Source organism: Microbacterium sp., assembly GCF_031988965.1.
Classification (GTDB): Bacteria; Actinomycetota; Actinomycetes; order Actinomycetales; family Microbacteriaceae; genus Microbacterium.
This window is the reverse complement of record NZ_DALZXX010000009.1, coordinates 1-18,860: the sequence shown is the minus strand read 5'-3', so window position 1 is coordinate 18,860 and position 18,860 is coordinate 1. Positions and strand designations below refer to the sequence as shown.

Annotated in this window: 18 protein-coding genes; 11 read left to right on the top strand and 7 right to left on the bottom strand. The window is 67.8% G+C overall.

Features of this window, described 5'->3' with window-relative positions; translation table 11 throughout:
* Positions 1-94: 94 nt before the first annotated feature.
* The 6 genes from RTM68_RS04355 to RTM68_RS04380 form a co-directional block, all read right to left on the bottom strand.
* Complete coding sequence (locus RTM68_RS04355) at positions 95-598, bottom strand: GNAT family N-acetyltransferase (RefSeq protein ID WP_312168609.1); 504 nt, start codon at positions 596-598, stop codon at positions 95-97.
* Positions 595-1,032 (bottom strand): Rid family hydrolase, encoded by a 438-nt coding sequence (locus tag RTM68_RS04360; protein WP_312168606.1) that lies wholly within the window; start codon positions 1,030-1,032, stop codon positions 595-597. The genes RTM68_RS04355 and RTM68_RS04360 overlap by 4 nt, the downstream gene beginning before the upstream one ends.
* A gap of 93 nt (positions 1,033-1,125) precedes the next feature.
* The gene (locus RTM68_RS04365) at positions 1,126-2,940 is read right to left on the bottom strand and encodes a cytochrome bc complex cytochrome b subunit (RefSeq protein ID WP_312168603.1); all 1,815 of its coding nucleotides are present in this window, start codon (positions 2,938-2,940) and stop codon (positions 1,126-1,128) included.
* The gene (locus tag RTM68_RS04370; RefSeq protein WP_312168601.1) at positions 2,937-4,013 is read right to left on the bottom strand and encodes a Rieske 2Fe-2S domain-containing protein; all 1,077 of its coding nucleotides are present in this window, start codon (positions 4,011-4,013) and stop codon (positions 2,937-2,939) included. The genes RTM68_RS04365 and RTM68_RS04370 overlap by 4 nt, the downstream gene beginning before the upstream one ends.
* 36 nt (positions 4,014-4,049) lie before the next feature.
* Positions 4,050-4,853 (bottom strand): c-type cytochrome, encoded by an 804-nt coding sequence (locus RTM68_RS04375; protein WP_194763416.1) that lies wholly within the window; start codon positions 4,851-4,853, stop codon positions 4,050-4,052.
* 20 nt (positions 4,854-4,873) lie between these two features.
* The gene (locus RTM68_RS04380) at positions 4,874-5,527 is read right to left on the bottom strand and encodes a heme-copper oxidase subunit III (RefSeq protein WP_194763415.1); all 654 of its coding nucleotides are present in this window, start codon (positions 5,525-5,527) and stop codon (positions 4,874-4,876) included.
* 192 nt (positions 5,528-5,719) lie between these two features.
* Here RTM68_RS04380 and trpD point away from each other — a divergent pair, with 192 nt between their 5' ends.
* Together trpD and RTM68_RS04390 are read left to right on the top strand one after the other, a co-directional pair.
* Positions 5,720-6,784, top strand: a complete 1,065-nt coding sequence (gene trpD / locus RTM68_RS04385; RefSeq protein ID WP_194763414.1) for an anthranilate phosphoribosyltransferase — start codon at positions 5,720-5,722, stop codon at positions 6,782-6,784.
* Positions 6,785-6,791: 7 nt separating this feature from the next.
* A complete protein-coding gene (locus RTM68_RS04390; RefSeq protein WP_312168596.1) occupies positions 6,792-7,778 on the top strand; it encodes a PHP domain-containing protein in 987 nt (328 codons plus the stop codon).
* A gap of 31 nt (positions 7,779-7,809) precedes the next feature.
* On the opposite strand, the gene RTM68_RS04395 is transcribed toward RTM68_RS04390, so the two are convergent.
* Complete coding sequence (locus RTM68_RS04395; RefSeq protein WP_312168595.1) at positions 7,810-8,781, bottom strand: 5'-3' exonuclease; 972 nt, start codon at positions 8,779-8,781, stop codon at positions 7,810-7,812.
* A gap of 173 nt (positions 8,782-8,954) precedes the next feature.
* On the opposite strand from RTM68_RS04395, the gene rpsA reads away from it, so the two are divergent.
* The 9 genes from rpsA to RTM68_RS04440 form a co-directional block, all read left to right on the top strand.
* The gene (rpsA, locus tag RTM68_RS04400; RefSeq protein ID WP_194763411.1) at positions 8,955-10,409 is read left to right on the top strand and encodes a 30S ribosomal protein S1; all 1,455 of its coding nucleotides are present in this window, start codon (positions 8,955-8,957) and stop codon (positions 10,407-10,409) included.
* Between the two features lie 147 nt (positions 10,410-10,556).
* Positions 10,557-11,411, top strand: a complete 855-nt coding sequence (locus RTM68_RS04405) for an ABC transporter ATP-binding protein (protein WP_312168591.1) — start codon at positions 10,557-10,559, stop codon at positions 11,409-11,411.
* On the top strand, positions 11,408-12,451 hold the full coding sequence (locus tag RTM68_RS04410; protein WP_312168588.1) for an aliphatic sulfonate ABC transporter substrate-binding protein: 1,044 nt from the start codon (positions 11,408-11,410) through the stop codon (positions 12,449-12,451). Before RTM68_RS04405 ends, RTM68_RS04410 begins: the two co-directional genes overlap by 4 nt.
* Positions 12,448-13,308 (top strand): ABC transporter permease, encoded by an 861-nt coding sequence (locus RTM68_RS04415; RefSeq protein WP_396654182.1) that lies wholly within the window; start codon positions 12,448-12,450, stop codon positions 13,306-13,308. The genes RTM68_RS04410 and RTM68_RS04415 overlap by 4 nt, the downstream gene beginning before the upstream one ends.
* Entirely contained in the window at positions 13,299-15,311 is a 2,013-nt protein-coding gene (gene acs / locus RTM68_RS04420; RefSeq protein WP_396654181.1) for an acetate--CoA ligase, read from the top strand. The genes RTM68_RS04415 and acs overlap by 10 nt, the downstream gene beginning before the upstream one ends.
* On the top strand, positions 15,308-16,612 hold the full coding sequence (locus RTM68_RS04425) for an O-acetylhomoserine aminocarboxypropyltransferase/cysteine synthase family protein (protein WP_312168584.1): 1,305 nt from the start codon (positions 15,308-15,310) through the stop codon (positions 16,610-16,612). Before acs ends, RTM68_RS04425 begins: the two co-directional genes overlap by 4 nt.
* Positions 16,609-17,193 (top strand): CoA-binding protein, encoded by a 585-nt coding sequence (locus RTM68_RS04430; protein WP_312168582.1) that lies wholly within the window; start codon positions 16,609-16,611, stop codon positions 17,191-17,193. Before RTM68_RS04425 ends, RTM68_RS04430 begins: the two co-directional genes overlap by 4 nt.
* A gap of 32 nt (positions 17,194-17,225) precedes the next feature.
* The gene (gene coaE / locus RTM68_RS04435) at positions 17,226-17,825 is read left to right on the top strand and encodes a dephospho-CoA kinase (RefSeq protein WP_312168580.1); all 600 of its coding nucleotides are present in this window, start codon (positions 17,226-17,228) and stop codon (positions 17,823-17,825) included.
* Positions 17,801-18,860: MFS transporter (locus RTM68_RS04440; RefSeq protein WP_312168578.1), on the top strand; the 1,060-nt coding region annotated here is incomplete at its 3' end. The genes coaE and RTM68_RS04440, both read left to right, overlap by 25 nt.

Here is an 18,860-nt window from a genome sequence, read left to right as displayed (position 1 = left end):
AGGCGCGATGTCCGGCCCGCCGCCGTCTTTCGGACGCGGGCGCATGCCTTCCTGCCAACCTGCGCGGGGCGCGTAGATCCGCGAGCTGTGAACCTCAGAGCTCTGCGGTCATCTGCAGGCGTCGACCATAGCGATCGAGGCCCAGTTCGGCTTCCGTGTCGACGAGCCCCCGCTGGAACGCCGTCTCTGGGAGGCTCTCGAGGAAGCCGCAGGACGCGTAGAACGGGGCATTCCAGGGAACCTCCGCATATGTGCGCAGGGTGATCCGGGTATACCCGCGCTCTCGCGCCTCAGCGAGCGCAGCGTCGACGAGGAGACGCCCGAAACCCTGTCGTCCCGACGCCGGGAGCACCGACAGCTGTTCGAGATGGGCGTGTCCGTCTGCATCGAGAACGTGAACGAAGCCGACGGGGGAGGAGTCGACCGGATCCTCGAGAAGCAGCACGAATCCGGGACCGCCCAGTCGCTCGAGGGCATCCCCGGCAGGGGGCCACTCGGGTGCGCCGAGGCTGTCGGTGAGCAGGGCGTCGGCGTGCGCTTCGATCATCCCGATGATCTGAGCGTCATCCGCGAGCGCCGGACGGATCACGGCGCTCATCGGATGCCTTCCTCGACGGGTGCGACGTCCGCGACGTCCGCGACGGCGGCGACGGCTTCGATCTCGACGAGTTGGTGCTCGTAGCCGAGGACAGTCACTCCGAGAAGCGTGCTCGGCGCGTCGTGTGAGCCGAACGCCGTGTGGATGACGTCCCAGGCAGTGACGAGATCTGCCTGCCGCGTCGATGCGACCAGGACTCGTGTGCTGATCACGTCTGTCAATGCGGCACCGCTGGCGCGTAGCGCGGCCTGCAGCGTCTCGATGCAGCGCGCGGCCTGCGCGGCGTAGTCGCCAGGAGCAGTGGTCGTGCCGTCGTCCTCGAGCGGGCAGGCCCCGGCGAGGATCAGCCGAGAAGTGGCGGGAGCGGTGGCGGCATACGCGTAGGGAGCGGCGGCGAGGTCGGTCGAACGGATGAGTTGGACTGCGGAGCTCATGCCACGATCCTTGCATGCCGAGATGGGAGGTGCCCGGACAGAAGAAAGGCCCCGTCCGAAGCGGACAGGGCCTTTCACGGGGGAGGGGCGGACTTACTCGCCCTCCTCCGTCTTCTTCTTGCGAGGCTTCTTCACCGGCTCCGTGGAGATGACCGTGCTCGGTGTGTTGGGCGTCTCGTCGACGTGCGTCTCGCTCACCGTGAGCGGGGCGTCCGGGAACCCGGCGCGTTCGTGCGCGCCCTGGATCTCGGCGGCCTCGGTCTCCTCGGTGTGAGCCGTGACGTGGTGCTGGTGAGCATCTGCGGCCTCGATCTCGGCCTGCGTGAGCGGGGCGAGACGGTCCTCGAAGAACCAGCGCGACACGGAGGAGCGCAGGTTCTCAGTCCACGAGATGCGGCCCTTGGCGTTCGGACGGACGACGAGCGGCTCGTAGCCGTCGACATCGATGAGCTTCCAACGGTCGTACTTGTCGACCGGCTGGTGCACCTCGATGAACTCGCCGCCGGGGAGACGCACGATGCGGCCGGACTCGTAGCCGTGCAGCACGATCTCGCGGTCCTTCTTCTGCAGAGCGATCGCGATGCGCTTCGTGACGAAGTATCCGAGGATCGGGCCGACGAACAGCAGTGCCTGCAGGGTGTGGATCACACCTTCCATCGTGAGCATGAAATGCGTCGCGATGAGGTCGGAGGATGCCGCAGCCCAGAGCACTGCGTAGAAGATGACGCCGGCCACGCCGATGGCGGTGCGGGTCGCGGCGTTGCGGGGACGCTGTGCGATGTGGTGCTCGCGCTTGTCGCCCGTGACCCACGCCTCGAGGAAGGGGTAGATCGCGACGAGCACGATGAACAGACCGAGCACCGCGACCGGGAGCAGGATGCCGAACGACCAGGTGCGGTCGAGGAACACCACGTCGAGGTTCGACGGAGCGAGTCGGAGCGCACCGTCCGCGAAGCCGATGTACCAGTCGGGCTGGGTACCGGCGGACACGGGAGACGGGTCGTAGGGGCCGTAGTTCCAGATCGGGTTGATCTGGAAGAACGTCGCGATCAGCACGATCGTGCCGAAGACGATGAACAGGTAGCCGCCCATCTTCGACATGTAGACCGGCATCATCGGGTAGCCCACGACGTTGTCGTTCGTGCGGCCGGGACCGGCGAACTGCGTGTGCTTGTTGACGATCATCAGCATCAGGTGCACGACGATCAGGCCGATGACCAGCAACGGCAGCAGCAGGATGTGCAGCGTGTAGAGGCGGCCGACGATGTCGGTGCCCGGGAACTCGCCGCCGAAGAGGAGGAACGAGATCCAGGTTCCCACGACCGGGAAGCCCTTGATCATGCCGTCGATGATGCGGAGGCCGTTGCCCGAGAGCAGGTCGTCGGGGAGCGAGTAGCCGGTGAAGCCCTCGGCCATGGCCAGGATGAACAGCACGAAGCCGATGACCCAGTTGAGCTCGCGCGGCTTGCGGAACGCCCCGGTGAAGAAGACGCGCAGCATGTGCACGCCGATACCGGCGACGAACACCAGAGCGGCCCAGTGGTGGATCTGGCGGACCAGGAGACCACCGCGGAGGTCGAACGAGATGTGCAGTGACGATTCGAGGGCAGCCGACATCTCGATGCCACGCATCGGGGCGTAGGCACCGGTGTAGTGCGTCTCGACCATGGATGCCTGGAAGAAGAACGTCAGGAAGGTTCCGGACAGGAACACGACCACGAAGCTCCACAGCGCGATCTCGCCGAGCATGAACGACCAGTGGTCGGGGAAGATCTTGCGTCCGAGCTCCTTGACGAAGCCGGAGATGCTGGTGCGCTCATCGATGTAGTTCGACGCGGCGCCGACGAATCGGCCGCCGAGAGGCGCCTTGTTGTCCTTGTCCTCTTTGGACAGCGTTGCGGTGCTCAATGGCGCTCCCAGAAGCTCGGGCCGACGGGCTCGGTGAAGTCACTGCGTGCGATGAGGTAGCCCTCGTCGTCGACGGTGATGGGCAGCTGCGGCAGCGGACGTGCGGCAGGTCCGAAGATGACCTTGGCGTGATCCGTGACGTCGAACTGCGACTGGTGGCAGGGGCAGAGGAGGTGGTGGGTCTGCTGCTCGTACAGCGCCACGGGGCAGCCGACGTGGGTGCAGACCTTCGAGTACGCGACGATGCCGTCGTACGACCAGTCCTTGCGGTCTTCCGCCTCGGTCAGCTGCTCGGGGCGCAGGCGCATCATCAGCACGATGGCCTTGGCCTTCTCCTCGAGGTAGCCATCGTGGTGGCTGAGGTCTGCGAGGTCTTCCGGGATCACATGGAACGCGGAGCCGAGGGTGACGTCCGCTGCGCGGATCGGCGTGCCGTCGGGGTCGCGCACCAGGCGCGCGCCCTTCTCCCACATGGTGTGCTTGAGCAGCGCGACCGGGTCGCCGGCCGTCGGGTCGTCGGGGGTGCTGTGCGGGGCGAGCCCGCGGAACAGCGTCACGCCGGGGATGATCGAGGCCACGATCGCTGCGAACAGCGAGTTGCGGATCATCGTGCGACGTCCGAAGCCGGATTCCTCGTTGGCGGTGGCGAATGCCTCGACGACGGCCTCACGGGTCGAGTCCTTGCCCCGCGTCGGGTGGCGGTGCTCGATGTGCTCCTTGTCGCTCATCAGAGCCTTGGACCAGTGGATCGCACCGATTCCGATCGCGAGCAGCGCGAGCGAGATGCCGAGACCGATGAAGAGGTTGTTCTGACGGATGTCGATGAGCGCGCCGCTCTCGATGGGGAAGAGCATGTAGGCGGCGACCGCCCAGATGCTTCCTGCCAGCGAGAGATAGAACAGGGTGTAGACCGTGCGCTCCGCAGCCTTCTCGGCGCGCGGGTCCTTGTCGGTCATCCGCGCGCGGTGCGGCGGCAGCCCGGGGTTCTGCACGGGATCGCTGACTGCGACACCCAGCCCCGGAGAGGGCTGGTAGGCCCTGTCAAGAGCCTGCGAGTCGTCGTCGTGTGCCATGGTGCTCCTCGTACGTTCCTCTTCGATGAATAAGCGTCAGTTGGACTTCGCCGTGATCCACACGGTGATGGCGACGAGCGCGCCGATTCCGAAGATCCAGACGAACAGGCCCTCGGACACGGGACCCAGCGAACCGAGCGAGAAGCCGCCGATCTGCACCGACTGCTGCTGGTAGAGCAGAGCCGAGATGATGTCGCGCTTGTCCTCGTCGGACAGGTTCATGTCGCCGAAGACGGGCATGTTCTGGGGGCCGGTGACCATCGCGGCGTACATGTGCAGCGCGCTGGTCTCGGTGAGTGCCGGGGCGTACTTGCCCTCGGTGAGTGCGCCACCCGCGGCGGCCACGTTGTGGCACATCGCGCAGTTGACGCGGAACAGCTCTGCCCCGTTCGCGACATCGCCCTCCCCGTCGAGGATGTGCTTGTCGGGGAACGTCGGGCCGGGAGCGGACTCCTGCACGAACGACGAGATCGCGAGGATCTGGTCCTCGGTGAACTGCGGCTGCTTCTGCGGCGCCTGCGGTCCCTGCATCTGCAGGGGCATACGACCCGTGGAGAGCTGGAACTCCGTCGCGAGCTCACCCACGCCGTAGAGGCTGGGGCCGTTGGCGGTGCCCTGCAGGTCGAGTCCGTGACAGGTCGCGCAGTTCGCCTGGAACAGCTTCTCGCCGTCCTCGACGGTGAGCGTGCTCTCCGCAGCGGTCGTGGTGTCGGTCGCGGCGAACGCGGCCGATGCGCCGGCGTACACGGCGCCGGTGATCATGAGTCCTGCTCCGATGAGGGCCACCGCAGCCAGGGGGCTGCGACGACCGTTCGAACGGCGCTTCTTCTCTCGTGCCATCTCGGGGATCAGCTCCGCTCTTATTTCAGGAAGTAGATAACGACGAACAGCACGATCCAGACGACGTCGACGAAGTGCCAGTAGTAGGACACCACGATCGAGGAGGTCGCCTCCTTGTGCCGGAAATTCTTGACGGCGTACGCACGTCCGATGACGAGCAGGAACGCGATGAGGCCGCCGGTGACGTGCAGTGCGTGGAAGCCGGTCGTCAGGTAGAACGCCGAGGCGTACGAGTCGGCGCTGATCGGCATGCCTTCAGCGACGAGCGTCGCGTACTCCCAGACCTGACCGGCGACGAAGATCGAGCCGAGAGCGAAGGTGAGGAAGAACCACTCGACCATGCCCCAGCCGAAGAGGCGACGGCGTCCCGCGCCGTTCTTCTGGCCCTTGGCGATCCGGTAGGGCTGCAGATCCTCGGCTGCGAACACGCCCATCTGGCACGTGAACGAGGAGAGCACCAGGATGGCCGTGTTGACGAACGCGAACGGAACGTTCAGCAGTTCTGTGCGGTCGGCCCAGAGCTCGGGGGAGGTGCTGCGGAGCGTGAAGTAGATCGCGAAGAGTCCCGCGAAGAACATCACCTCGCTGCCGAGCCACACAATGGTGCCGACAGCTACCGGGTTGGGGCGCTTGATCGTTCTTGCCGCCGGGGCATACGTCGCTGAGGTCGTCACCCTTCCATTATGGCCGATCCCCGGGCGTGATTCTCGCACCGACGACCCTCAAATGGACCGGATTCGACTTAGGCGACCCTAAGAAAACACTGCGAATCCTCGGTGAATCCGCGGGAAACGGGGGATGCCGCGAGCGGGACCACTCGTGTGGAAGAGTCTGCACGTTTTCCCCGCGCCGATAGGATCGCACACATGGCTGATTCCCTGACCTGGTCCGACGTGCTCACCACTCTTCTGGAGCGTCGCGACCTCAGCGTCTGGGAGTCGACGTGGGCGATGCGGAAGATCATGCGCGGGGATGTCACCGAGGCACAGCTCGCGGGCTTCCTCGTGGCGCTGCGCGCCAAGGGCGAGACCATCGACGAGATCGTCGGCTTCCGCGACGCGATCCTCGAAGCCGCCGTTCCTCTTCCCGTCTCGCCCGATGTGCTCGACATCGTCGGCACCGGAGGCGACCGTGTCGGAACAGTGAACGTGTCGACCACCGCGGCGGTGATCATCGGCGCGACCGGAGTGCCCGTGGTGAAGCACGGCAACCGAGCGGCGAGTTCGTCGTCGGGGTCGTCCGACGTGCTCAGCGCGCTCGGTCTCGAGTTGACGCTCGATCCCGCGTCGGTCGCATCGATCCTCGACAGGACCGGCATCACGTTCGCCTGGGCGGGTGCCTTCCACCCCGGCTTCAAGCACGCCGGTGCCGTGCGCGCCGAGCTCGGGGTGCCGACGGTCTTCAACATGCTCGGCCCGCTCTGCAACCCGGCGCGCGCCGAGGCGAACGCGGTCGGAGTCGCACAGCTCGAGCGGGTGCCGCTGATCACGGGCGTGTTCCGCACGCGCGGCGCGACCGCGCTGGTGTTCCGCGGCGACGACGGTCTCGACGAGCTGACGACGACAGGTCACAGCCGCATCTGGGAGGTCACCCGAGGCGACATCCACGAGCACGATCTCGACCCGCGTGACCTCGGCATCCCACTCGCAGACCTGTCCGATCTCATCGGGGGATCGCCGGAGCACAATGCCGAGGTGCTCCGCCGGACGCTCTCGGGTGAGATCGGCCCGGTCCGCGACATCGTGCTGCTGAACGCGGCCGCGGGCATCGTCGCCTACGAGCTCTCCCAGGACGCGAATCAGGTGCAGCGCCCGATTCTCGAGCGGCTGCGCGAGGGGTACGCCCGTGCGGCGGCGGCCGTCGACGACGGTCGCGCCGCTGCGAAGCTCGATGAGTGGATCGGCGTGAGCCGGGAACTCGCCACGGCGTAGGTCGGACATGGACCCGGTCGCCGCGCTGCTCGAGATCGCATCGCTGCTCGAGCGCGAGCGGGCGTCTCGGTATCGGGCTAAGGCGTTCCGTCAGGCGGCGGCCACTCTGCAGCAGCTGCCGGATGACGTCCGCTCAGACCCGACGAGGCTCCGCGCAGCCAAGGGCATCGGCGAGTCGACGTTCGCGGTCATCCGGCAGGCGCAGGGGGGAGAGGTCCCCGACTATCTGGTGGAGCTGCGCGGCGAGGTCGAACCGGAGATCGTGTCGGAGCTCAGGGGAAAGCTGCGCGGCGATCTGCACGCGCATACGGACTGGTCCGACGGCACGACGTCGATCCCCGTGATGGCGGCCGCAGCGCGAGCGCTGGGGCACCAGTATCAGGCAGTGACGGATCACTCGCCGCGGCTCAGGGTGGCGCGTGGTCTGTCTGCAGAGCGGCTGCGGGAGCAGATGCCGCTCGTCCGAGCCGAGTCGGGGGAGGGTTTCACTCTTCTCGCCGGCATCGAGGTCGACATCCTCGACGACGGTGGGCTCGACCAGGAGGACACGCTGCTCGGCGAGCTCGACATCGTCGTGGCGTCCGTCCACTCGAAGCTGCGGATGGACGCGAGGCCGATGACCGCGCGCATGATCGCGGCGGTGTCGAATCCCCGAGTCAACGTTCTCGGGCACTGCACGGGGCGCCTCGTGCAGGGTGAGCGCGGAACTCGACCGGCTTCCGCCTTCGATGCCGAAGCGGTCTTCGCCGCGTGCGCGGACAACGGCGTCGCCGTCGAGATCAACTCCCGACCGGAGCGGCAGGATCCGCCGGACGAGCTCATCGAGATCGCGCTCGAGGCGGGATGCCTCTTCTCCATAGACTCCGACGCCCACGCTCCGGGGCAGCTGTCGCTGCTCGACCACGGGGCCGTCCGAGCGGAACGTGCCGGCGTGCCCGCATCGCGCATCATCACGACCTGGGGGCTCGAGCGTCTTCTCGCCTGGGCCGGTTGACCACGGGGCCCGAGGGCGTGGGCGAGGTCGCTCAGTCTCCCGTCGTCGCCACGGCGGCGATCGCGCGGGTCATCGAGGTGCCGAGGTTCCACTTCTCCGCGACAGCGGTCGCCGCATCGACCTCCGACGGATCCAGCGGACGGAGCGCGGCATCGGGGGCGGTGATCTCGAGAGCGGTCGCGACGGCGACGACCGTCGGCGCGACATCGAGGTAGTCCGATGCGGCGAGCACCTTGGCCCGCACGCCGGCGCTCATGCCTTCACCGGCTTCGGCGGCGGCGCGGATTCCCGTGAGGTCTCCGTGCGCCTGCAGCAGGGTGGCCGCCGTCTTCTCGCCGACCCCGGCGACGCCGGGCAGGCCGTCGGATGCGTCGCCGCGCATCGTGGCGAAGTCGGCGTACTGGCTCGGCAGCACTCCGTACTTGGCGACGACGACCGAATCCGTGATGATCTCGAGGTTGCTCATGCCGCGCGCCGTATAGACGACGCGTACGTCCCGCGCATCATCGACGAGTTGGAAGAGGTCGCGATCCCCCGTGACGATGTCGACCGGCATGGTGGCGTGCGTCGCCAGGGTGCCGATCACATCGTCGGCCTCGTGCTCGGCGACGCCGATGATCGGAATCCCGAGCAGCCCGAGGGTCTCGCGGATCAGAGGGATCTGCGCCTCGAGCGGATCCGGCACCTCCTCGACGTCGGGTCCGGCCGGGACGGCCTCCAGCACGCGATGCGACTTGTAGCTCGGGATCAGATCGACCCTCCACTGCGGACGCCAGTCGTCGTCCCAGCAGGCCACGACGTGGGTCGGTTCGTACAGTGTCACGAGCTTCGCGACGATGTCGAGCAGGCCCCGCACCGCGTTGATCGGCGAGCCGTCGGGAGCCGTCACCTTGTCGGGCACGCCGTAGAAGGCGCGGAAGTAGAGGCTTGCGGTGTCGAGCAGGAGGAGCTTGTCGGCGCGAGGCATGAGCACAGTCTTGCAGTGCCCGCCGGATTCCGTCATCGTCATCCTCCGTCGGCGCCCGACATCTGATAGCCTGAAGTGTCACTCGTGGCGTGCCTGTGCATGCCCTCGTGGCATCGAACACCCCATCAACCGCTGTGGAGCATGCTGTCGGACGTGCGCGTCCGTTGCCCCGCAGCCCGAGACTCCATTCAACAAGGACAACCCACTACATGACTACCGCAACGACCGCCCCGGCCACCAAGCAGGTCGCCATCAACGACATCGGATCTGCTGAGGACTTCCTGGCCGCGGTCGAGAAGACCCTGAAGTTCTTCAACGACGGCGACATCATCGAAGGCACGATCGTCAAGATCGACCGCGACGAGGTCCTGCTCGATGTCGGATACAAGACCGAGGGTGTCATCCCCTCGCGCGAGCTCTCGATCAAGCACGACGTCGACCCCAACGAGGTCGTCAAGGTCGGCGACGAGGTCGAGGCCCTGGTTCTCCAGAAGGAGGACAAGGAAGGCCGTCTGATCCTCTCCAAGAAGCGTGCTCAGTACGAGCGTGCCTGGGGAGACGTCGAGAAGATCAAGGAGAACGACGGCGTCGTCACCGGCACCGTCATCGAGGTCGTCAAGGGTGGCCTCATCGTCGACATCGGCCTCCGTGGCTTCCTCCCGGCCTCGCTCATCGAGCTGCGCCGCGTCCGCGACCTCACGCCGTACCTCGGCCAGGAGATCGAGGCGAAGATCCTCGAGCTCGACAAGAACCGCAACAACGTGGTCCTGTCGCGCCGCGCTCTGCTCGAGCAGACGCAGTCCGAGTCGCGCACGACGTTCCTCAACAACCTGCACAAGGGTCAGGTCCGCAAGGGTGTCGTCTCGTCGATCGTCAACTTCGGTGCGTTCGTCGACCTGGGTGGCGTGGACGGCCTCGTGCACGTCTCCGAGCTGTCCTGGAAGCACATCGAGCACGCCTCCGAGGTCGTCGAGGTGGGCCAGGAGGTCACCGTCGAGATCCTCGAGGTCGACCTCGACCGCGAGCGCGTCTCCCTGTCGCTGAAGGCGACGCAGGAGGACCCGTGGCAGGTCTTCGCCCGTACCCACGCGATCGGTCAGGTCACGCCGGGTAAGGTCACCAAGCTCGTTCCGTTCGGTGCGTTCGTGCGCGTCGCAGACGGCATCGAGGGCCTCGTCCACATCTCCGAGCTCTCCAGCAAGCACGTCGAGCTGGCCGAGCAGGTCGTCTCCGTCGGCGAAGAGGTGTTCGTCAAGGTCATCGACATCGACCTCGAGCGTCGCCGCATCTCGCTGTCGCTGAAGCAGGCCAACGAGTCGGTCGACCCCAACGGCACCGAGTTCGACCCGGCTCTCTACGGCATGCTCGCTGAGTACGACGAGAACGGCGAGTACAAGTACCCGGAGGGCTTCGACGCCGAGACCGGTGCGTGGAAGGACGGCTTCGACGCTCAGCGCGAGGCATGGGAGCAGGAGTACGCTGCAGCCCAGGCTCGCTGGGAGGCTCACAAGGCTCAGGTCACCAAGGCGGCCGAGGCCGAGGCTGCTGCCGGCGAGGACTTCGGCGGCCAGGCGTTCTCGAGCGAATCCGCCGGTGCGGGCACGCTCGCTGACGACGAGGCACTCGCGGCTCTGCGCGAGAAGCTCTCGGGCGGCAACGCGTAAGCATCACGCTTTCTGGAACGGGCCGTCATCCTTCGGGATGGCGGCCCGTTCTGCGTATCCGCCCGTCTCGGTGGAGCGCGCAAGGGTACGTGACCGAACATTACGTTCGCATTCGTCACATTTCGCCCGGTTGGACAGCATAGGGACATGACCTCTCTGCTCTCCGCGCCCTCGACGGCGCGCGGTCCGGCCGTCGCCGGCACTGCGCAGCCCGTGCGTCTGCAGGGTGTGGAACGCAGCTTCCCGATCGTGCGCAGCCGCCGCGATGTCCTCCGAAGTGTCGACGTCGACGTCGCCGCCGGCGAGATCGTGGCGATCGTGGGGCCGTCCGGATGCGGGAAGTCGACGCTCCTGCGCCTCGTCGGCGGGCTGGATGCGCCGACGGGCGGACGCATCCTGATCGATGACTCCGGTGTCGCCGACGTCGACGAGCGCACCGCGATCGCCTTCCAGGAGCCGCGGCTCCTGCCGTGGCGAACCATCGCGCAGAATGTCGAGCTCGGACTTCCCCGCGGCACCGCGCGCCGTGAGGGCCGCGAACGTGTGCGCGAGCTGCTCGCTCTCGTCGGACTCGAGCAGGCGGCCGACCAGCGCCCGCGCGAGGTGTCGGGGGGAATGGCGCAGCGCGCCTCCCTGGCCCGCGCGCTCGCCCGCAACCCCGGCGTCCTTCTGCTCGACGAGCCCTTCGGCGCGCTCGACGCCCTCACGCGACTGCGAATGCACGATCTCCTCCTGAAGATCCACGCCGCAGAGCCCACCACCGTCCTCCTCGTCACCCACGACGTCGAAGAGGCCCTCTACCTGGCCGATCGCGTGCTGCTGCTGCGCACGCTGGTCGGCGACGCCGAGTCGGATGCGCCATCCATCGCGCGAACGATCACCGTGCCCGGCATCCGCCCCCGTGACCGCGCCGATCGCGGTCTCGCGAACCTCCGTGCCGAGCTCCTCGAAGGACTCGGCGTCGACACCCATCACAGCACCGCCACCGAGGAGACCCGATGAGCACCATCACCCGCCGAATCGTCCCTGCGATCGCCATCGCCGGGACGATGATGCTCGTCGCGACCGGCTGCGTCGCCGGTGAGAACGCCACGGCCTCCGACTCGAACGACGACACGGCGGCGACCGGCGAGTGGTCTTCGGACACGCTGTCGATCGACTTCGCCACGTACAACCCGCTCAGCCTCGTGATCCGCGACCAGGGAATCCTCGAGGACATCCTGGGCGACGACGTCGACGTCGAGTGGGTGCAGTCCGCCGGCTCCAACAAGGCGAACGAGCTGCTGCGCTCCGGATCGATCGACGTGGGGTCGACCGCCGGTTCGGCCGCGCTTCTCGCGCGCTCGAACGGCTCGCCGATCCAGGTCATCGACATCTTCTCGCAGCCCGAATGGTCGGCGATCGTCGTCGGTCCTGACAGCGACATCACGTCGGTCGAGGATCTCGCGGGCAAGTCGGTCGCCGCGACCAAGGGCACGGACCCCTACTTCTTCCTGCTGCAGTCGCTCGAGGAGGCGGGCCTCTCGGTCGACGACGTCGAGGTGCAGAACCTCCAGCACGCCGACGGGCGCGCTGCGCTCGACGGCGGATCGGTCGATGCCTGGGCCGGACTCGACCCGATCATGGCCGCGGCCGAGGTGGAGTCGGGCGACCAGCTGATCTACCGCAACGTCGACTTCAACACGTACGGGTTCCTGAACGCCACCGAGGACTTCATCGAGAACCACGCCGATCTCGCTCAGGCCGTCGTCGACGCCTACGAGCAGGCGCGCGAGTGGGCCCTCGAGAACCCCGATGAGACGGCTGCGCTGCTCGCCGAGGTCGCAGGCATCGACATCGCGGTCGCGGAGACCGTGATCACCGAGCGCTCGAACCTCGACGTGAGCGGAATCCCGGGCGACGATCAGATCGCCGTGCTCGAGAAGATCGCGCCCGTGCTCGTCGACTCCGGTGATGTCCAGGGCGGCAAGGATTCGGTCGACAAGGCGCTCGACTCGATCGTGAACGCGACGTTCGCCGAGAAGGCGGTCGGGGGCGAGTGATCCTTCCCGACCAGCGCGTGGTGGTGCCCGCGGACACGAGGGACGCGCTCGACGCCGCCCGCGGCGTCCGTCGGCACCCTGAGGTGGGCGCTCGGCACGCGTGGGACCGCCCGGTCGTGCGCGTCATCGGCGGGTTCCTGCTGCCCGTCCTCATCGTCATCGCCTGGCAGATCGTGACGACCACCGGAATCGTCGCGCCCTACCTCCTCCCGTCTCCGGAGTCCGTCATCGCCGCCGGTGTCGAGCTGGCCGAGCGCGGGCAGCTCTGGACGCACATCGCGATCTCGGTGCAGCGCGTGCTGCTCGGTTTCGCGATCGGATCCGTGATCGGACTCGCGATCGCCGGTGTCGTCGGGCTCTCGCGGATCGGCGACGTGCTGCTCAGTCCCACGCTTTCGGCGGTCCGAGCTGTGCCGTCGCTGGCCTGGGTGCCGCTGCTGATCCTGTGGATGCAGATCGGCGAGGAGTCCAAGGTGACCCTGATCGCCATCGGCGCGTTCTTCCCGGTCTACACGACGGTCGCCTCGGCGCTCCGACACGTCGATCCTCAGCTCGTCGAGGCCGGACGCTCGTTCAGCCTCCGAGGCTGGTCACTGTTCCGCACCGTGCAGCTGCCCGCGGTCGTGCCCTCGGTCGTCGCAGGCCTTCGACTCGCACTCGCGCAGGCGTGGCTGTTCCTCGTCGCCGCTGAGCTGATCGCCTCGTCGATGGGACTCGGGTTCCTGCTCACGGACTCGCAGAACAGCGGACGAGTGGACAGGATCATCCTGTCGATCGTCCTGCTCGCGCTCCTCGGGACGATCACCAACGCCCTTCTCGTGCTGGTCGAGAAGTATCTGCTCCGACGGTGGGTGTGACGGTGAGTGAAGCACGACTGCACGAGACCCGCACATACCCGGCGCCCGCAGGGTTCGCCTCGACGGCGAACGTGACCGCCGAGGCCTATGCGCGAGCCGCCGCCGATCCGACCCTCTTCTGGGAGAAGGCGGCCGCGCGGCTCGACTGGGCCGAGCCCTGGCATACGGCTCACGAATGGGATCCGCCCGTGGGGGATGCCGTTCCGGCCGCGCGATGGTTCGTCGGCGGACGGCTCAATGTCGCGTACAACTGCGTCGACCGCCACGTCGAGGCCGGCCGCGGTGACAAGGTCGCGCTGCACTTCGAGGGCGAGCCGGGCGACCGCATCGCCGTGACCTACTCCGACCTCCAGAACAGGGTGTCGCGCGCGGCGAATGCGCTGATCGCACTCGGCATCCGGCCGGGCGACCGCGTCGTGGTCTATCTCCCCGTGCTGGTCGAGACGGTCGTCATCACGCTCGCCTGTGCGCGCATCGGCGCCGTGCACTCGCTCGTGTTCGGCGGGTTCTCCGCCGAGGCGGTGCGATTCCGGCTCGCCGACACCGGTGCCAAGCTGCTCGTCACGAGTGACGGCCAGTTCCGCCGCGGCACCGCGACCGAGGTCAAGTCCACCGCCGATGTCGCGGCCGCCGACCTCCCCGACCTCGAGCACGTCCTCGTGCTCCGCCGCACCGGGCAGGACGTGCCCTGGACCGAGGGACGCGACGTGTGGTGGCACGACGTCGTCGACACCGCCTCCTCAGAGCATGAGCCTCAGGCGTTCGATGCCGAGCATCCGCTCTTCATCATCTACACGTCGGGCACGACGGGGAAGCCGAAGGGGCTCGTCCACACGTCCGGCGGGTACCTCACGCACGCGAGTTGGGCGCACTGGGCCCACTTCGACGCGAAGCCCGATGACGTGCACTGGTGCACGGCGGATCTCGCCTGGGTGACCGCCCATACGTACGAGATCTACGGTCCGCTCTCGAACGGGCTGACGCAGGTCATCTACGAGGGCACGCCGGACACGCCGAGCCGCGAGCGACATCTCGAGATCATCGAGCGCTACGGAGTCACCGTCTACTACACCGCGCCCACGCTCATCCGCACCTTCATGACCTGGTTCGGCGCCGATCTGCCGGAGGGGCACGACCTGTCGTCGCTTCGCCTGCTGGGCACGGTCGGTGAGGCGATCAACCCCGAGGCGTGGATCTGGTTCCGCCGGAACTTCGGGCGCGACGAGCTCCCGGTGATCGACACCTGGTGGCAGTCCGAGACCGGGGCGGCGATGATCGCACCGCTTCCCGGCGTCACGACGCTCAAGCCCGGATCGGCGTCCGTGCCCCTGCCGGGCATCGACGCGACGGTCGTCGACGCGAACGGCGATGAGGTGGCGCCGGGAAGATCCGGCACGCTCGTCGTGCGCCGTCCGTGGCCGGGGATGGCGCGGACCGTGTGGGGCAACCCGCAGCGCTACCGCGACGCGTATTGGTCGGCGTATGCCGGACGCGGTGAGCACGGCGGATACTACGTCGCCGGTGACGGGGCGACCCGAGACGCCGACGGGTACATCTGGATCCTCGGTCGACTCGACGATGTCGTGAACGTGTCGGGACACCGCCTCTCGACGATCGAGATCGAATCCGCCCTCGTGGCGCATGACACGGTCGGCGAGGCGGGCACCGCCGGCGTGGCCGATGCGGTCACCGGGCAGGCCGTGGTCGCATTCGTCACCGCATCCGGACGCTCTGAGGTCTCGACCAGCGAGCTCCGAGGTCAGGTCGCCACCGCCATCGGCCCTGTCGCCAAGCCGAAGCACATCGTCGTGGTGCCCGATCTGCCGAAGACCCGTTCGGGCAAGATCATGCGGCGGCTGCTGGCACAGCTCTGGGAAGCTGAGCAGGACCGACGAGCTGGACGCGCACCCGCGCCGCTCGGAGACACGACATCGCTGCAGAACCCGTGGGCCGTCGACGACATCGCCGCCGTGCTCGAGAACGCTGAACTGAGGACACCATGACGGAAGAACATCGCTTCGGATTCCGGACGAGGGCGCTGCACGCCGGCGGTACCCCCGATGCCGCCACGGGCGCCCGCGCGGTGCCGATCTACCAGACGACCTCGTTCGTCTTCGAGGATGCGGCGGATGCGGGCAACCTCTTCGCTCTGCAGAAGTACGGCAACATCTACTCCCGCATCGGCAACCCCACCGTCGCCGCACTCGAGGAGCGCCTCGCCTCGCTCGAGGGCGGGATCGGTGCCGTCGCCACCGCGTCGGGCATGAGCGCGGAGTTCATCACGTTCGCGGCGCTCGTCGGAGCGGGTGACCATGTGGTGGCCTCCGCCCAGCTGTACGGCGGCACGGTGACGCAGCTCGATGTGACGCTGCGCCGCTTCGGCGTCGAGACGACGTTCGTCGCCTCCACCGACCCTGCCGACTACGCAGCCGCGATCCGCCCCGAGACCAAGGTCGTCTACGTCGAGATGATCGGCAACCCGTCGGGCGAGATCGCCGATATCGAGGGGCTGGCCGAGGTCGCGCACGCGGCAGGGGTTCCTCTCGTGGTCGACGCGACCCTGGCCACGCCGTATCTCGCGCGTCCCCTCGAACACGGTGCCGACATCGTCATCCACTCGGTGACGAAGTTCCTCGGCGGCCACGGCACCACGCTCGGTGGCGTCGTGATCGAGAAGGGCACGTTCGACTGGGGCAGCGGACGGTTCCCGCAGATGACCGAGCCGGTCGAGTCCTACGGCGGCATCAAGTGGTGGGACAACTTCGGCGAGTACGGGTTCCTCACCAAGCTCCGTACCGAGCAGCTGCGCGACATCGGACCGGCGCTGAGCCCTCAGTCGGCGTTCAATCTGCTGCAGGGCATCGAGACGCTGCCGCAGCGCATCGACGCGCATCTCGCGAACGCCCGCATCGTCGCGGACTGGTTGGACTCCGATCCTCGCGTCGACTACGTGACCTGGGCGGGACTCGCAGGCCATCCTCACCATGAGCGAGCCGCGAAGTATCTGCCGCTCGGTCCGGGGTCAGTATTCGCCTTCGGCGTCAAGGCCGATGACGGGCGCGCGGCGGGGGAGAAGCTCATCGAGAACCTGCAGCTCGCTTCGCATCTGGCGAACATCGGGGACGCGAGGACGCTCGTCATCCATCCGGCATCCACGACCCACCGCCAGCTCACCGAGGCTCAGCTCGCGGCGGCCGGTGTTCGCCCCGACCTGATCCGCATCTCGGTCGGCCTCGAAGACGCCGATGACATCATCTGGGACCTCGACCAGGCCCTGACGACCGCGACGGGAGCGAACCGATGAGCTCGACGGATACGGGATCCACGGCATCCTGCGCCATTCCTGCGCCCACCGAGGCCGCGGCCTGCGAGCTGCCCGGTGCTGCTCCGGCGGTTCCGGGGCGGACGTGGATCGGCCCCGGCCAGCAGTCGCGGTTCGCGTTGCTTCGGCGCTCCACCTCCGTCGCCATCGTGGGAGCATCGAACAACCCGGCCCGAGCGTCGTACTTCGTCGGCACCTACCTGCTGTCGAGTTCGTCGTACGACGTCTACTTCGTCAATCCGCGCGAGACCGAGATCCTCGGGCAGCCGGTCTACGCGTCGCTCGCGGACCTTCCCGTGGTCCCCGACATCGTCGACGTCTTCCGCAGGCACGATGACCTGCCGGGCGTCGCGCAGGAGGCCGTCGACGTCGGCGCTCGTGCACTGTGGCTGCAGCTCGGATCGTGGAACGAGGATGCCGCTGCCGTCGCCGAGGCCGCGGGGCTCTCCGTCGTCATGGATCGATGCATCAAGATCGAGCATGCGCGGTTCCACGGTGGACTGCACCTCGCCGGATTCGACACCGGAGTGATCAGCTCGCGTCGGCAGCTGCTCGGCCGCTGAGCCTCCGCATCGCGGAAGCCTAGACTGGCGGGATGCCACTCATCGCGCTCACCGGCGGCATCGCGTCGGGGAAGTCGACCATCGCACGACGACTCGCCGAGCACGGGGCCACCATCGTGGATGCCGATCAGATCGTCCGCGATGTCCAGGCTCCGGGATCGCCCGTGCTCGCAGCGATCGCCTCGACGTTCGGCGCCGAGGTCATCGCGCCTGACGGCTCACTCGATCGGGCGGCCCTCGGCGCCGTCGTGTTCGCCGATAAGGACAAGCTCGGTCAACTGAACGCGATCGTGCATCCGGCGGTCCGCGCCGAATCGCAGCGACGCTTCGACGACGCGGGGCACCGTGATCCGCAGTCCGTGGTCGTGTACGACGTGCCGCTGCTCGTCGAGGCCAGGGTCGACGACCCCTGGGACCTGATCGTCGTCGCGCATGCGCCGGCCGACATCAGGAGGCGGCGACTCGTCGACCTGCGCGGGATGACCGACGCGGAAGCCGCGGGACGGATCGACGCCCAGGTGTCGGACGAGAAGCGGCTCGCCATCGCGGACGAGGTCATCGACACGTCCGGTTCGATCGAGGAGACGCTCGAGCAGACGGATGCTCTGTGGGAGCGGATCACGTCGCGGTGACGTTCTCCGGTCACGCGCCCGGCTCTCCTGAGTACCGACGGCTGATCGCCGGACTCTTCTTCGCAGGCATCGCGACCTTCGCGCAGCTCTACTCGCCGCAGGCCGTCCTGCCGGCGTTGTCGATCGACCTCGGCATCGCGCCGGCGTCGGCGGCACTCGCCGTGTCTGCGGCGACGCTCGGACTCGCTGCAGCCGTGATCCCGTGGTCTATGGTCGCGGATCGCCTCGGACGCGTGCAGGCCATGGCGATCGGCATCCTCACCGCGACGGCGCTCGGTCTCATCGCGCCGCTGAGCACGGGCCTGGAGATGCTGCTCGCGCTGCGGCTTCTCGAGGGGATGGCCCTCGGCGCGGTCCCGGCAGTGGCACTCGCCTACCTGAGCGAGGAGATACGTGCTCGCAACGAGGCGACCGCGGCGGGCAGCTACATCGCGGGCACGACGGTGGGGGGACTCCTCGGACGTATCGTGTCGGGAATCGTCGGTGAGCAGATCGGCTGGCGTGCCGGGATGTGGACGGTGGCGGCCGTGTGCGCCCTCGCGGCCGTGCTGTTCGTGTGGCTCGCGCCCCGGGCTCGAGGCTTCGTCCCGGGTAGACACCGCGAACACGCCGCAACCGGAATGCTGACCCGATTGCTGACGCCGCTGCGCTCGGCCACGCAGCTCGCGCTCTACGCTCAGGGCTTCCTTCTCATGGGCGCGTTCGTGGCGGTGTACAACTATCTCGGCTTCCATCTCGTCGAGCCGCCCTTCGCGCTTCCCGTCTGGCTCGTGACGCTGCTGTTCCTGGCCTACCTCGCCGGGACCGTGTCATCGCCCTGGGCGGGAGTGCTGGCCTCTCGGCTGGGGCGATTCCCGGTGCTGCTGGGATCGATCGCCGTGATGTCGGCGGGCGCGATGGCGATGCTCGCTCCCGTGACCCTCGTGGTGCTCGCCGGCCTCCTGCTCTTCACCGGGGGCTTCTTCGGGGCGCACGCGGTGGCGTCCGGCTGGGTGCCGGCTGCGGCCGATCCGGATCACCGGGCCCAGGCCTCCT

Coding starts and splice junctions, on each gene's coding strand:
- RTM68_RS04355 (WP_312168609.1), bottom strand. CDS start 598: ATGAGCGCCGTGATCCGTCCGGCGCTCGCGGATGACGCTCAGATCATC.
- RTM68_RS04360 (WP_312168606.1), bottom strand. CDS start 1,032: ATGAGCTCCGCAGTCCAACTCATCCGTTCGACCGACCTCGCCGCCGCT.
- RTM68_RS04370 (WP_312168601.1), bottom strand. CDS start 4,013: ATGGCACACGACGACGACTCGCAGGCTCTTGACAGGGCCTACCAGCCC.
- RTM68_RS04375 (WP_194763416.1), bottom strand. CDS start 4,853: ATGGCACGAGAGAAGAAGCGCCGTTCGAACGGTCGTCGCAGCCCCCTG.
- trpD (WP_194763414.1), top strand. CDS start 5,720: ATGGCTGATTCCCTGACCTGGTCCGACGTGCTCACCACTCTTCTGGAG.
- RTM68_RS04390 (WP_312168596.1), top strand. CDS start 6,792: ATGGACCCGGTCGCCGCGCTGCTCGAGATCGCATCGCTGCTCGAGCGC.
- RTM68_RS04395 (WP_312168595.1), bottom strand. CDS start 8,781: ATGACGGAATCCGGCGGGCACTGCAAGACTGTGCTCATGCCTCGCGCC.
- rpsA (WP_194763411.1), top strand. CDS start 8,955: ATGACTACCGCAACGACCGCCCCGGCCACCAAGCAGGTCGCCATCAAC.
- RTM68_RS04405 (WP_312168591.1), top strand. CDS start 10,557: ATGACCTCTCTGCTCTCCGCGCCCTCGACGGCGCGCGGTCCGGCCGTC.
- RTM68_RS04410 (WP_312168588.1), top strand. CDS start 11,408: ATGAGCACCATCACCCGCCGAATCGTCCCTGCGATCGCCATCGCCGGG.
- RTM68_RS04425 (WP_312168584.1), top strand. CDS start 15,308: ATGACGGAAGAACATCGCTTCGGATTCCGGACGAGGGCGCTGCACGCC.
- RTM68_RS04430 (WP_312168582.1), top strand. CDS start 16,609: ATGAGCTCGACGGATACGGGATCCACGGCATCCTGCGCCATTCCTGCG.
- coaE (WP_312168580.1), top strand. CDS start 17,226: ATGCCACTCATCGCGCTCACCGGCGGCATCGCGTCGGGGAAGTCGACC.